15 protein-coding genes are annotated in these 12,479 nt (G+C 56.8%); all 15 read right to left on the bottom strand.

Translation table 11 applies throughout. From position 1 onward, the window contains the following. Positions 1–30: 30 nt before the first annotated feature. The gene (locus O2N63_RS09985; RefSeq protein ID WP_271054111.1) at positions 31–312 is read right to left on the bottom strand and encodes a DUF7742 family protein; all 282 of its coding nucleotides are present in this window, start codon (positions 310–312) and stop codon (positions 31–33) included. 2 nt (positions 313–314) lie between these two features. Beyond that, entirely contained in the window at positions 315–4,226 is a 3,912-nt protein-coding gene (locus tag O2N63_RS09980) for a baseplate multidomain protein megatron (protein WP_271054110.1), read from the bottom strand. Further along, positions 4,226–4,678 (bottom strand): NlpC/P60 family protein, encoded by a 453-nt coding sequence (locus O2N63_RS09975; RefSeq protein ID WP_271054109.1) that lies wholly within the window; start codon positions 4,676–4,678, stop codon positions 4,226–4,228. The genes O2N63_RS09980 and O2N63_RS09975 overlap by 1 nt, the downstream gene beginning before the upstream one ends. A 45-nt stretch (positions 4,679–4,723) precedes the next feature. Beyond that, on the bottom strand, positions 4,724–5,611 hold the full coding sequence (locus O2N63_RS09970) for a DUF2163 domain-containing protein (protein WP_271054108.1): 888 nt from the start codon (positions 5,609–5,611) through the stop codon (positions 4,724–4,726). Next, complete coding sequence (locus tag O2N63_RS09965) at positions 5,611–6,243, bottom strand: DUF2460 domain-containing protein (protein WP_271054107.1); 633 nt, start codon at positions 6,241–6,243, stop codon at positions 5,611–5,613. The genes O2N63_RS09970 and O2N63_RS09965 overlap by 1 nt, the downstream gene beginning before the upstream one ends. Before the next feature lie 12 nt (positions 6,244–6,255). After that, positions 6,256–6,918, bottom strand: coding sequence for a phage tail tape measure protein (locus O2N63_RS09960; protein ID WP_271054106.1), 663 nt, complete (start codon positions 6,916–6,918; stop codon positions 6,256–6,258). Then, positions 6,918–7,133 carry a rcc01693 family protein gene (locus O2N63_RS09955; RefSeq protein WP_271054105.1) on the bottom strand — a complete coding sequence of 72 codons (216 nt, stop codon included), beginning with the start codon at positions 7,131–7,133 and terminating at the stop codon, positions 6,918–6,920. Before O2N63_RS09955 ends, O2N63_RS09960 begins: the two co-directional genes overlap by 1 nt. Next, positions 7,130–7,462, bottom strand: a complete 333-nt coding sequence (locus tag O2N63_RS09950; RefSeq protein ID WP_271054104.1) for a gene transfer agent family protein — start codon at positions 7,460–7,462, stop codon at positions 7,130–7,132. The genes O2N63_RS09955 and O2N63_RS09950 overlap by 4 nt, the downstream gene beginning before the upstream one ends. A gap of 2 nt (positions 7,463–7,464) precedes the next feature. Continuing rightward, positions 7,465–7,878 (bottom strand): phage major tail protein, TP901-1 family, encoded by a 414-nt coding sequence (locus O2N63_RS09945; RefSeq protein WP_271054103.1) that lies wholly within the window; start codon positions 7,876–7,878, stop codon positions 7,465–7,467. A 24-nt stretch (positions 7,879–7,902) separates the two neighbouring features. Then, complete coding sequence (locus tag O2N63_RS09940; RefSeq protein ID WP_271054102.1) at positions 7,903–8,313, bottom strand: DUF3168 domain-containing protein; 411 nt, start codon at positions 8,311–8,313, stop codon at positions 7,903–7,905. Beyond that, positions 8,310–8,648 (bottom strand): head-tail adaptor protein, encoded by a 339-nt coding sequence (locus O2N63_RS09935; RefSeq protein ID WP_271054101.1) that lies wholly within the window; start codon positions 8,646–8,648, stop codon positions 8,310–8,312. Before O2N63_RS09935 ends, O2N63_RS09940 begins: the two co-directional genes overlap by 4 nt. Further along, positions 8,645–9,241, bottom strand: a complete 597-nt coding sequence (locus O2N63_RS09930; RefSeq protein WP_271054100.1) for a head-tail connector protein — start codon at positions 9,239–9,241, stop codon at positions 8,645–8,647. Before O2N63_RS09930 ends, O2N63_RS09935 begins: the two co-directional genes overlap by 4 nt. Positions 9,242–9,408: 167 nt before the next feature. Further along, positions 9,409–10,638: a phage major capsid protein gene (locus tag O2N63_RS09925; RefSeq protein WP_408629802.1), complete on the bottom strand. Its 1,230-nt coding sequence runs from the start codon at positions 10,636–10,638 to the stop codon at positions 9,409–9,411. 38 nt (positions 10,639–10,676) lie between these two features. Then, positions 10,677–11,243 carry an HK97 family phage prohead protease gene (locus O2N63_RS09920; RefSeq protein ID WP_271054099.1) on the bottom strand — a complete coding sequence of 189 codons (567 nt, stop codon included), beginning with the start codon at positions 11,241–11,243 and terminating at the stop codon, positions 10,677–10,679. Between the two features lie 12 nt (positions 11,244–11,255). Then, positions 11,256–12,449 (bottom strand): phage portal protein, encoded by a 1,194-nt coding sequence (locus O2N63_RS09915; RefSeq protein WP_271054098.1) that lies wholly within the window; start codon positions 12,447–12,449, stop codon positions 11,256–11,258. Positions 12,450–12,479: the final 30 nt, after the last annotated feature.

Here is a 12,479-nt window from a genome sequence, read left to right as displayed (position 1 = left end):
CACCCAATGGTTTCAGGCGAATACATGTCGTCAGCTTCGGTTTGTTTTTAAGGCCGCGTAAACGGTGAGCATACAGTCACAATAGTCCGGGTCATCCTGATAGGGTTCCTGAGCCCGCGGCAAGTTCCGGGCAACAGCAGCCAGACTGCCATTGCCCCATTTCGGATGCGCCCGGCCCGTGACGTAGCGATAGCGATCCGCACGATGTGCATGGGCAATCATTCTGACGATGGCGTCAGGGCGCTCGGGCGGCTTCACCATCAAAAGTACGCAAGCCGCAGCCGCCACATCCCCTAGCAATACTGGACGCATGGTCAGGCTCCCATATCCAATCCCGCGTAAAGGCCGGGGCCGAAACGATCTGAGATCTGCGCCACCTCCACTCGATAGGCTCCCGTGATCCCATCCTCTGCAATCTGCGCTGCCGTATAGACCCATTCAGGAGATGAAACCTGTTCTTCTCTCACAATCACTCCTCCATTTAAGACGCGCAATTGATACTGCTCGTTGGTCTCACCCAGAGGCACATCGCCCATGCCCCATTGGTCGCCATCAAGTCGGGTGCGACGCACCCAATTGAACCGCTGGCCACCTGCTCCGTTGGATTGAGCTACCAAATGAACGGGCGCATACGGGCGCAAGCCATTCCCCTGAAAGGCCAAAACCTTGTGTTGGAAACTTGGATCACTCACCGGCAGCCGAGCCGCACCGATACGATAGTTCCGATCAACGCCGCGCGCCGTTGATGCCAAGTTGATCTGTTCAGCCCGCCCATCCAACAGGACGAAGTAACTACCCACAGGCCAACTGTCCGGCATCAAAGCATCAGAGCCCAGCTGCCCACGCAATCGACCTGAAATCTCGTATGTCCGATCTGCAACCAGCGTTGCGGTGGTGAACTGGAAAACCTCCCAATTGTCTGGAGAACCATCACCGATGGCAGCCACATTGGCTCCGTTCAGCATATCTGCAAGCTCCACGCTCGAAAGTGTCCCGTCGATCAGTTTGACCTGAAGCGGCGCACCATGATCCACAACCGCGGGAGTTGCTTTTGGCAATGCTGTTTGTGTCACACCAATGACGGCTCGGCGGTCAAGCAGGGTGTTCAAGGCATAGCCGTTGTCAGAGGCCGAGGAATATGCCGCAACCTTTCTCACCCAAGGCCGGGACGAGGCCGCCAGATGCGGCGCATGAGGCACTTCATCTCCTCGGATCAGAGGCAGATCTAGGAACAAAGGGAACGGGATCGGAGGGGGGGTGAAAGCCTGCGCCAAAATTGGGGCATCTTTGTTGGCGGTGGGCCCATACACCCCCGCCTCTACCCGTGTGGCTTTGACCAACTGAACACCGGCTTGCTCTATATGATCCAAACGGAAATGTTCGGTCCCTGCATCCGTGGCAATTTCCACAATATCCCCGGCGACTTTGTCCAACTCAGATGGCGGTAGCGCAAAGCTGGCGCGATCTCGCGCGACACGAGCTTCCGACAACCATCGTTCAGCAATGTCCTGCGCCTCGGCTTGGGTCAGGATCAGCGGAAACTCTGTTTGCGAAACCGTCTGAATGTCCTCATCTGCCAAGGCTGCTTCTGTCGAACGCAGTTCGTAGTCGCCTTCGCTTTCCACATATGACAGGCGCACACGGCCAACTTGCTCGGCTTCAGCCTCACGCACACGCTCAAGCGTGCTGTCGCGTTCAGGGCTGAGCGCCAGTTTGTCGGGATCAAGCTGATGATCGGTAAATCCGGTCCGTGTGCGGAAATGAAGCACACCTTCATGTTCGGAGACCTCGACACCATACGCCAACATCAGTGATTGCAATGCGGCCCGGCCCGAGGTCACATCCCTAACCAGATAGCCACGCACAAGACCGAACAGCTTGGAGACGTCATAGCGCTGCACTCCTGACCGTTCACAAATCTCACCAACCACTGACGCCAGAGATCGTGAAGAGCTGCGCCCGTTCAGCCAATGGCCCAGAAGATAGTTGTTCCCGTCACTCCACAGGCCCAGGTTTCGTGGGAACTCAGGATACGGGCGACCGTCCCACGCCCAGACATGAGCGCGATCCATATCAATCATGCGTACGCCCGTGGCCGAGTGCGTGGGATTGTTGGCGCTCTCGCCCCAATACTCATACATAGCCTGCAGATATTGCATCTGGATGAGGTCATCCCGTCGCCCGGAAGAGTAATGGGGCAACGTTGATTCCGAGCTTTTCGGATCGATAAATTTATTAGGCTGGTTTGTCGCCTTATCGACGGCCGCACAACCAAGCTCGGTAAACCAGAAAGGTTTGGAACCCGGCAACCAGTCGGTGGGCAATTTATGTCGCACACCATCAATCCGGTTGTGATGGGATCGGTACCACCAGTTGCGCAGATCTTTGTATCGATAAACCCATGGCTCACCATGCGCACCATCGGAAATCAGGCTGCGGATCTGCCCATCTCGATCAGCATCACTGGCATAGTACCAGTCATACCCTTCCCCACCTTCGATATTGGCCTTCAGGTAGTCGAGATCGTAGATCGACCTGTAGGAGGCATCCAACTGATCTGCCCCTTCACGCCAATCGGAAAGCGGCATGTAATTGTCAATTCCGATGAAGTCGCACTCTTCATGCGCCCAGATCGGATCCAGGTGATAATACACATTTCCAGTGCCATCCGACGGATGATAGCCAAAATACTCCGACCAGTCGGCAGCGTAAGAGAGTTTGACGTCGCCCCCCAGAATACTGCGCACATCCTCAAGGAGTTCAACCAGTTTCTCCACGGCTGGGAAACTGTGCCCCGCCCCGCGGATCTGGGTCAGACCCCGCATCTCCGAACCGATAAGGAACGCATCCACGCCCCCTGCGGATGCGCAAAGATGCGCATTGTGCAGGATGAACCGACGGTAGGAAAACTCGGCGGGGCCATTGTAGTCCACCCCATCCGCTGTCACGGTAAAGTCACTGACTTGCGCATTGCCAAAAAACGCATTCACCTCTGTCTCGGCTGCGCTTGTGCCATCGGGCGTGCCACTAACTCCCGGAGCAAGTGAAGTTGTGATCCGTCCGCGCCAAGGCAGTTTGGGCTGACCGACAGTGCCGGTCCAAGGGTCCGGCAACGTGTTGCCCCCCATCTGTTCCATCAAGATGAAGGGATAGAATGTCACTTTCTGTCCCTTGGCCGCCATGGCAGAAATCGCTTCTTTCACAGATTGATCGGTTGGCGTTCCCCCATAGACTGCACGACCATCCTCATATGGAACAATACCAGCGCTAGAGCGTCCGATACCAGAAACGGTCCAGGGCATTTCAATCCCGTCATCCGTGGTTTGTTCGACCTTCGGCTGGATATCGCAGCTCCCACATCTGAGATCCGACCCGAACCAGGACACGATAAGAGAGCTCGCGCCGCAATTGGGCAATTCCCGGTCAAGCATATCCAGTGAAGTCTGGAAATCCGTAAGCCCCGAAGGGCTGTTGATGTTGCTGCGCCCGGCTTCACCCGGTGCGGCTGCGAAACTCACTTTGGTGGTGGCAAGGGCATATTCTCCGGTACCGGGAATGACCGCCACGGCCTTTGTGCCAAGAGCAAGCTCAGGTTTTTGATCTTCTTGTTCCGGTCGCGAAACTTCAAAACTGAATTGCGGTATCCGATTGCCAAACTGGCTAAGATTGAGATCTTCGATCACCACATAGGCTGTTCCACGATAGGCCGGCGCGTTTCCGGCCCCCATATCGGCTTCGATCTTGGGATCCGGCAGTTGGGTTTCATCACCCGGATAAACTCTCATGTTCAAATCATTTGAAGGCACTTCCTGCCCATCGGCCCAGACCCGACCGACACGGGTTATCTCTCCTTCGCACAATGCAAGAGCCAGGCTGACACTATAGCTGTATGACGTCATCTCGGGCTGACTGGGGGCTCCCTTGCCACCCCCTGTCGTTTCAGAATGTTCCTTGAACTTGGTGGCCCAAATGACATGTCCTGCTAATCTTGCACGGCCATAAAGCTGGGCGATCGGTGCCCCCTCAGAAGCCCCGGTCAGTCGAAAACGGTCCACACGACCTGTCTCTACAGGGTCTGAACCTCCGCCAAGGATCTTGCTGTCAATTGCGCGTCCAACAGTAGCGCCGATGGCCTTTCCAATCGCCACCGAAGAGAGACCAAGAACGCCTCCACCAATAGAGGCACCGATGGCGCTCCCGACACCTGCAAGCAATATTGTCGCCATCACTCGATCCTTTCTGGAAATGCAAATACCGCAACGATACGGCGCGCCCATGGGGCTGACAGAGAGCTCTCGACCACCCCATGCCCGCTATAGGCGTGAATGAATGTTTGATGGGGCGAACTGTCCCCCAAGATACCCAGATGTTTGGCAACGGCCCCTTGGCACATGCGAAACAGGAGCACGTCACCGGGTGCCATTTGGTCGACCGGTTTCTCGATCAAATGCCGTTTGGCATCATTCCATAAGGTTTCCTCGCCCGACGGTTCTGACCAATCCTGAGTATATGCAGGTACCGCAATCGGCTCATGTCCAATCACTTCGCGCCACACGCCCCGGATCAGCCCAAGGCAATCGGCCCCGACAGCTCGGCATGACGTTTGATGTTGATAGGGCGTACCTATCCACCGGCGTGCTTCATCCAGCACCCTAAGGCGTTGTATATTTGTGGACATTTTATCCCCTTCAGGCCCCGAAAGATGACCGGATTTCAATCGTCGTCAGGCAAGACTGCGGCCATCATTTCGGCCCGATGATACCGGATAGGACATCAGCCAATCTTCTCCAGGAATGGTTGGAAAACCTCTGTGGTTCAGCAGGTTGGCAAACTTGGTTCTGCAGGTCTCAACGCGCTTGTCGCATCCTGCTTCCAAACGGATCTGATCTCCCGGCGCCACGTCGGCTCGAAGGGCCTCCCACAGAACAATCTTGCGCGTCCCATCGACCAGTTTTTCATCCTTTCGGATCAATCCTGATAAGCCCTGACCTTCTCCGGATTTCAACAAAAGGCGGCCTCGTTCGAACCAACCATCTTCAAACCCTGTAAGGCCTGAAAACACGAATTTAATTTCTTGGTCGTTTGATTGAACTGGCGCTTCAACGGACAGGCTAAGATCGTTCAAATCCACTTTACATGACCGATCTCCGAGAACCGCCGTGCATGGTTTCTGAAATGCCCGCCCCTGCGGGCGGTTGAGTGCTTCGGACAAGCCCACCAGTTCAGCCCGAAACGCGCCGTTTTCTCGAGAAATCTCACCGATTGAGCCACGAAACTGCAGGTAGTTTTGCGATGGTGTCTGCCAGTTCACCAGCCAGGCTTCGACCTCCGCCCCGTCAAACCGCCCCGCTCGGATATCTTTTTCGGATATAGCTGCATCGCGAAGCGCTCCAAGGGCCTCGGTGTTGTCCACAGCAAGCCCCGTGGTCTGTTCAAGAGCATGAGCGGTCAGTCCAGTGTCTGCTTTGCACGCCACAGGTCCAACCATTAAATCACGGTCGTGATCTGTGAACCCATAGGTTTCACCATCTTTGCGCCGGACTACCCAACATCTTGCCACAGACGTGACACCGGTTCCCAGATGGGTTGCGAATTGTGTTGATATCGGCATCAGACCCGCACCTCCACAACTGGAACATTCGGTGCATCACCAGCTTGGAAAGAGGACACCGAAGTATGGATGCGATCCGCGTCAAAACGCACCGGAACGTCGAATTCATATCCCGCAGTGATTTCCGCTCCAACCTCAGGCGCTGTCACGAATGTGACCAGACCCGTCGTGTGATCATAACTGTAATGCGTGTTTTCAACCAAAGGATCCCCTTTGAGGCCAATCGTCACCGTGCCCTCAACAGGCTTTCGGATCGGGCGATCATAAGTTTGGTCGCCGCTGCGGTAAGTTTTGATCAACTGCCATTCGGTGCGCGCACCGTCCCCCCAACCGATCACTTGATCAGTGTAGGCGGGGTCTTCGGACGGGGGCGCACTTTTGTAATCCGCCCAGTCCTTCCAGCGGAAGGCATGCAGCTGCCCGCGACGGGCTTCGAAAAACGCGATTAAGGTCTCCAGATCATCCAGACTGCGCATGGCGATCCCCGCATCATACCGCCTACGGGAATGTTCCCAAGGCGTGTTTCGTTCTTCGAACCCGTTGGCCAGCGTCACAACTTCGGTACGCCGTTCAGGTCCACCAACCGAACCAAAACTCAGATTGGCTGGAAAACGAATTTCGTGAAAGCTCATGATTAAAACTCCTTAGCGGTGCCGTTGCGCGCGTGAGAGCGCGCGTGACATCTGTGCCGCAATCTGGCTTTGGGAACGACGGAACCCCTCAACGTCAGGCGTGGAGATGTTCATGTTGATGTTGACTGGTTGACCACCGCCCTGCGCACGCACGCCTAAGCTGCCATCGGCCCCACGGGTGAGCGGCATGATCGCTTCAGGCCCAGCTTCGCCCATCAGACCGGTGCCGCCTCGCATCGGAAATGTCGTGGCACCGGACACCACACCACCTTTGGCAAATGGCATAACCTTGCCTTGGGCAAATGCGCCGCCCTTTTCGAAGGCCAGAAACCCGTTCATCACATTTCCCACGCCCTGTGCCATGATGCCGCCGAAATGGTCCGTGACCGGTTTCATCGCCGCATTATAGGCGGTCTTGGACATGCTTTCTGCCAGGCCGGTAAGCGCGTCAGACAGCTTCGTCCCATCAAAAACCAATCCGTCAAATGCCTTTTTCAATCCCGAGCTGAACCCAGAGGAGAGTTTATTCACATCCACATTGAGATCCGAGATCGTGGAGCGTACTCCCTTGAGTTCGCTCGAAAAAGCCGAGGTTAGCGATACGGCCTGCCCCAAGGATGATCCAAGAGCGTCAACTTGATCGTCGAAACTGTCCAACATTTCCAATCCAGGCATTACAAATCTCCTTCTTTTGCAGGGCGCTCGTCGGGGAATTGCTCCAAAAGCTCATCCAGACGGGCCCGCATCGAGGGTGCGCTCTGGCCATTCAGCCCCAGCATCACCATCAACTCGTTTGGGGTCAGCGCCCAGAACTGGTCCGGACGCAATCCAAGCTTGGTGAATCCCAGCCGCATCAGCTGGGGCCAGTCGAAGCCGGGGGCCACACTCACGCAGCACCTCCGGGGACGTTGGGCATGGCAAAGGCTCTGGCCAAAAGTTGACCAGCGACCTTTGCAGCCTCTACGGGGCCACCGGCGATTTCTGCCGACAAGAGGTCAGATGCCTGACCCTGCCACCCCCCCCCACGCAGCCCCGCGACAATCAGTGCCAGTACGTCACGGGTGGAGAAGGCACCGCCTTCAAACCGTTCAACAAGCGACACGATTGTGTCCTCATCCAAACTGTCTTCAAGCTCGGCCAACGCCCCCAACGTCAGTTTCAGCACATGGGGTTGGCCATCAATGGTCAGCACCACCTCTCCGGTCCAGGGATTGGTCATGATCAAAGCGCCGTGAATGTCAGCTCACCAGCCGATGCCATCGACATCTCGTAAGTGGCTTCACCATTATGCGACCCTGCATATTCGACTGCTGTGATCATGAACGCCCCTTCAACTGTGCCAAAATCCGGAATAATCACCTGGAAATTTGGCACCTCATTGTCGAAAAAAATCTGGCGCGCACGTTCATCGGTCGAGGCATCGCGAAAGACGCCTGAACCCGAAATACTGGCAGATTTCACACCCGCCCCCCCCAGAAGTTCGCGCCACCCGCCCTGACTTTCGAGGCTGGTCACATCGACGCTTTCCGCGTTGAAGCTGATCCGCGTGGCACGCAGCCCCGCGATGGTTTCAAAAACACCCGCACCAGTCATGTCGAGCTTGATCAGAAGGTCTTTGCCTTTTTGGGCTACCATTGGGTCACTCCATTTGAGAAAGCGTTAATCGTCTTCGACGCGAGCGTGGAAAGTCAGATCGATCCTGCGCACATCCGCATCCTGAACACGGCGGGCCTTGGCCCGGTTGAAATTAAGATAGACAAGTTTGCCGCGGGTCAGGATCAGGGTTGCATCAACAAGCGCATCCGAAATGGCAGCAGCGACCTCTTTGGCCTGCTGAAATCCAGCCGCATCGGTCACCACCGACACGGTGAACTCATGCAAGGCCCCCTGCCCGGTCATGTCTGATTTCTCGACCACATCCTCCGGGCCGATCGAGACATAGGTCCCCGTGATGACGCCAGAGGGAACCGCGTCATAGATTGCGCCTCCAACCAGACCATCCAGCGCGCTATCGCCTTGCAAACGTTGGTATATCGCCTGCTGCAGGGCTGCGGAAACGCCATAGCTCATGCTGCCACCTCCTCTTTCGCGAAACAGGTCAGGTATTGGGCCCCACGATCTGCTTCGGCCACGGCGAGGATCAGAAAGATCCGGGTGCCAGCACGAAAGCGTTGTTCCGGTTTGGGCCGTGACGGTGCCCCATGGGGAGCTGCGCGCAGGGTGATGCGGAAGCTGATTGATGAAAGCGTCACATGATTGGCTGCCTTTTCGCTGCCGGTACCGGCTTTGATCTCGGCCCACAGGTCGCCAAGTGCCACCCAGGTTTCATTGAAGCCACCAGCCCCATCTGGCACCCGTTGCGGTTCTTCCAGTGTCAATTTTCGATTTAGAACAGGAGGTTTCACTTGCCACCCCCACCGCCAAACAGGCGCACCACCCGGTAGCTTTGGATTAGGGCGGTTACGCCCAAGGGCAAATCGCCCGAACCCACAGCGGAACGGTTTTCGTAAAAATGGGCGGCAAGCATCAAGACCGCCTGGCCCAGATCAGCAGGAACATCATTCCAGCTCACTCCAAATCCAGCGTCAAAACCAATCTCGACCTCACCCGCCACTGGTATCGCTGGCAGGCAAATGCCGTTGGAGACAAGTTTGGGGCGGTGCAAATCCTTTTCCAGATAGTACCGATCAGAGGAAATCACCTCATCCGAGCCCAGTCGGTCGGTAATGGTCAGGCTGGTAATGGCGCTGACAGGTCCAACCGGCAGAGCTTGCGTTGCAAGGTCGCGCCATGCGGTCAGGGACCAGATAAATGACCGGGTGATCAGGATTTTACCGGTGCGAGCCTCGATTGCGGCAGTCGCCGCACGCAAATAGCTCTCCAACACAGCATCCTGCACCCCGTCATCGGCAAACCCGGTTCCCAGCCGCAGGTGGTCCTTGAATTGGGCGACCGGAAGGGCCGCAACCGGCACTGTGGTCTGCTCGACTAACATCATGGATCATCTCCGAAATTCGGGCCCCTCACGTCAGTGGAATGGGTTGGATGGGCACGCACTGTCCGCATTGCTCGGACGGAGGGGGAGCAGCTAGACAACACGGGATTGGCCAGCGCGTGCCCAGCCTGAAGGGTGCAATGCACCACTCAGACCTTGGGTCTTGGTGCTTACGACACCGAGAATTTCAAAAGCTTGATCGCAGCAAAGTCGCTCACATCACCGCCCACACGTTTGGTGGCGTAGAACAGCACATGCGGTTTGGCCGAGAATGGGTCACGCAGGATGCGGGTATCCGGGCGTTCAGCCACGGTATAGCCATTGGCAAAGTCACCAAAGGCAATCGACGCGCTGCCTGACGCAATATCCGGCATGTCTTCTGCGATCAGAACCGGATATCCAATCAGACGGGCGGGTTCGCCAGCCACGGTTGCGTCTGACCACAGGAAGCGGCCATCCGCATCCTTCAGCTTGCGAACGGCTCCGACCGTTTTCGAGTTCATCACGAAGACACCATTGGCACGATAATCAGCCCCCAATGCGTAGATCAGATCAAAGATCGCATCCGCCGGGTTGGTGCCATCGAAGTCGCCATCCGCGCCAGTGGCCACATAGCCGAGGTTGCCCCAAGTCCAGGTGCTGTTCTCGACAGCGGTATGGTTCAGGAAACCATTTGGTTTGTCGACACCATCACCACTGATGAAGGCGGCCGATTCCGCACGGGCAAACTTTTCGGCCACGCGACCAGCCAGCCAGGCTTCGATATCAAATGCACTGTCATCCAGCAGACGTTGCGAGACTTTTGGCAGGGCCGACAGCTCGTGCAGAGGGATCGAGATACGGTCGATCTTGGGCGTTCCGGTCTCTGCCGCCGACCCGGTTTCCGACGCCCAGCCGGTGACCAGATCATCCTGGTCAATCAGAACGTCGTAGGCCGTGCCTTCGACATTGACCACATTGGCCACCGATCGCAGGGACGCAGCATTGGAAAGAACACCTTTGATCGTGTCAGCGGTCACCGGATCAACCAGATAGCCACCATCTGCGGCCACAGCGGTGGACATGGCTTTGCCTTCCAGCTCGAGACCGCGCAGGCCATCATCATCGCCCGAGCGAACATAGGCTTCAAAGGCTTTCTGGTGCGGCGCGCCGAGATCGGTTTCTGCGGCCAGGTGCGGACGAGCCGCGTTCAGTTGAGATTTGCGATCCAGCATGGTCAGTCGCTCTTCCTGTTGTTGAAGTTTGGTGGAAAATTCAGATTGAAACTCTTTGATATCGCTCACAAAACCGGCCAGTGCGGTCTTCACCTCGGTGACTGGTGCGGCCATTGGAGCGCTCGCCTGACCGGGACCAGAAGGCACACCCGTCCGGCCCTGAGCTTTGATTTCTTTATCGCTCATGTATGGGTCCTTAATGGAAGGTTCAGATCACTGGCGGGTCAGTCACCTGCCAGTATTTGGCGCGCCTCCTTCAGGGCGGCGGCCAGTTCACACAGGAGGGCATCGTCGCCGGGGATCTCTCCCTTGGCGCCCACCCGTGCGCTGGGCAACATCGGGAAAGTGACAAGTGACACCTCCCAGAGTTCCAGCTCGCTCAAGAGCCGTTGGCCCTTGTCGTTCTTTGTGGCTTTTACAGTGCGATAGCCGATCGACAGACCATCTATCGCGCCCGCCTCGATGAGCGCGGCGGCTTCACGGCCACGTTCTACATCGGTGAGAATACGACCGTTTACATAGAGGCCCTTCTTGTCCTCGCGCACCTCGTCCCAAATACCGATTGGCTGACTGGGGTCATGCTGCCACAGCATCTTGACGCTACGCCCTGTCTGGGAGAGTTCGTCCAAGCTCTTGGCATAGGCCCCTTCCACGACAACATCATTTCCGTTGTCGGCTTCTCCAAAAAAGCTTGCATAGCCTTCAATGGCGATGCCGTCTTCAGTCTGGGCCGTTTGCCCTAGACGGACAAATTTGTGCTCAAGCCCCATGTGGGTGTGAAAATCACTCATGCTCAAAAGTCCTTATTGCTCGTCATCCGACAATTTCGGCAGGCCCAGCAGGGCGCGTTTTTCCGCGTCAGAAAGGAAACTCGCCTCGGCCACGCGTTTCCACTGCTGGTCCCGCTCTGCGGCCAACGCTGGCACCTGATCCAGATCGGGTTTCAGCGTCAGGGTCTCTCCGGTAAACTCGCTCAGCCAATGCCCCACGCTGGCCGCCACACGTGCCACCATTGGCACCACGGTCAGGCGATAGAAGGCACGATTGGCTTCTTGGTAATTGGCGTAGGTCGCGTCGCCGGGGATGCCGATCAACATGGGTGGCACACCAAATGCCTGAGCAATCTCACGCGCGGCAGCTTCTTTGGTTTTCTGGAATTCCATGTCAGAGGGCGAAAACCCCATTGGTTTCCAGTCAAGCCCGCCTTCTAAGAGCATCGGCCGCCCGGCATTGCGCGCACCAACATGATGCGCCTCCATCTCCCCCAGCAGGCGGTCATATTGTTCGGCTGACATCTGTGCCTGCCCCTCTGCCCCTTTGTAGACAATGGCGCCAGAAGGTCGTGCCGCATTATCCAGGAGAGCCTTGGACCAGCGCGATGCAGAGTTATGAACGTCAATCGCGGTGGCAGCGGCCTGAAGCGGCGACAGGCCATAGTGATCATCCTGCGGGTGGAAGTTTTTGATATGGCAAATCGGGGTTGGTCCCTCACCAATTTGAAAGCGATGCTTCTTGGCCCCCACCGCATAATCATAGGCCACGGGCCAGCCATCGGTACCAGGCACCAGGTTCATCCGATCCGAGCGCAATACATGCAACTCAAGTGGCGCACCGGCCTCACCACCAACCGCCTCAAGATATCCATTGCCCGTCAATGTGAGTTGGCCAAACAGGGCCTCGAACAGTTCCGCCCGGCTTTGCGCCGCGTTGGGGCGGGACAGAAGCTCTAGGATCGGGTGTTCGTCGTAGCGTCGCTCACGATCTTGCAGCACCAGAGGAAGCGCGGCAGCAGCTTCAGCAATCAGTTTGACCGAGCGAAAACCCACTGGGTTGGAAGCAAAACCCGTTTTGGTCAGGCTGACAACGTCACGCGGGCTCCAGGCCACACGACCGGTGCCATGATAGGCAATGACGGGACCGGTGGCAGAGGCCTTGGTCTCGGGCACAGCACTCTCTGACACGTTTTCCTTGCCGCGCTTCAGGAAATTAAAAACCATATGCTGGTTCTCCTCGTTTCAAGCTGCCCT

This window comes from Aliiroseovarius salicola, from assembly GCF_027891095.1.
GTDB classification, from domain to species: Bacteria; Pseudomonadota; Alphaproteobacteria; order Rhodobacterales; family Rhodobacteraceae; genus Aliiroseovarius; species Aliiroseovarius salicola.
This window is presented reverse-complemented; position numbering and strand designations above follow the sequence as displayed.

Excerpts from the sequence above, each read along its gene's own strand:
- O2N63_RS09985 (WP_271054111.1), bottom strand. The coding sequence starts at position 312 with ATGCGTCCAGTATTGCTAGGGGATGTGGCGGCTGCGGCTTGCGTACTT.
- O2N63_RS09980 (WP_271054110.1), bottom strand. The coding sequence starts at position 4,226 with ATGGCGACAATATTGCTTGCAGGTGTCGGGAGCGCCATCGGTGCCTCT.
- O2N63_RS09975 (WP_271054109.1), bottom strand. The coding sequence starts at position 4,678 with ATGTCCACAAATATACAACGCCTTAGGGTGCTGGATGAAGCACGCCGG.
- O2N63_RS09970 (WP_271054108.1), bottom strand. The coding sequence starts at position 5,611 with ATGCCGATATCAACACAATTCGCAACCCATCTGGGAACCGGTGTCACG.
- O2N63_RS09965 (WP_271054107.1), bottom strand. The coding sequence starts at position 6,243 with ATGAGCTTTCACGAAATTCGTTTTCCAGCCAATCTGAGTTTTGGTTCG.
- O2N63_RS09960 (WP_271054106.1), bottom strand. The coding sequence starts at position 6,918 with ATGCCTGGATTGGAAATGTTGGACAGTTTCGACGATCAAGTTGACGCT.
- O2N63_RS09950 (WP_271054104.1), bottom strand. The coding sequence starts at position 7,462 with ATGACCAATCCCTGGACCGGAGAGGTGGTGCTGACCATTGATGGCCAA.
- O2N63_RS09945 (WP_271054103.1), bottom strand. The coding sequence starts at position 7,878 with ATGGTAGCCCAAAAAGGCAAAGACCTTCTGATCAAGCTCGACATGACT.
- O2N63_RS09940 (WP_271054102.1), bottom strand. The coding sequence starts at position 8,313 with ATGAGCTATGGCGTTTCCGCAGCCCTGCAGCAGGCGATATACCAACGT.
- O2N63_RS09930 (WP_271054100.1), bottom strand. The coding sequence starts at position 9,241 with ATGATGTTAGTCGAGCAGACCACAGTGCCGGTTGCGGCCCTTCCGGTC.
- O2N63_RS09925 (WP_408629802.1), bottom strand. The coding sequence starts at position 10,638 with ATGAGCGATAAAGAAATCAAAGCTCAGGGCCGGACGGGTGTGCCTTCT.
- O2N63_RS09920 (WP_271054099.1), bottom strand. The coding sequence starts at position 11,243 with ATGAGTGATTTTCACACCCACATGGGGCTTGAGCACAAATTTGTCCGT.
- O2N63_RS09915 (WP_271054098.1), bottom strand. The coding sequence starts at position 12,449 with ATGGTTTTTAATTTCCTGAAGCGCGGCAAGGAAAACGTGTCAGAGAGT.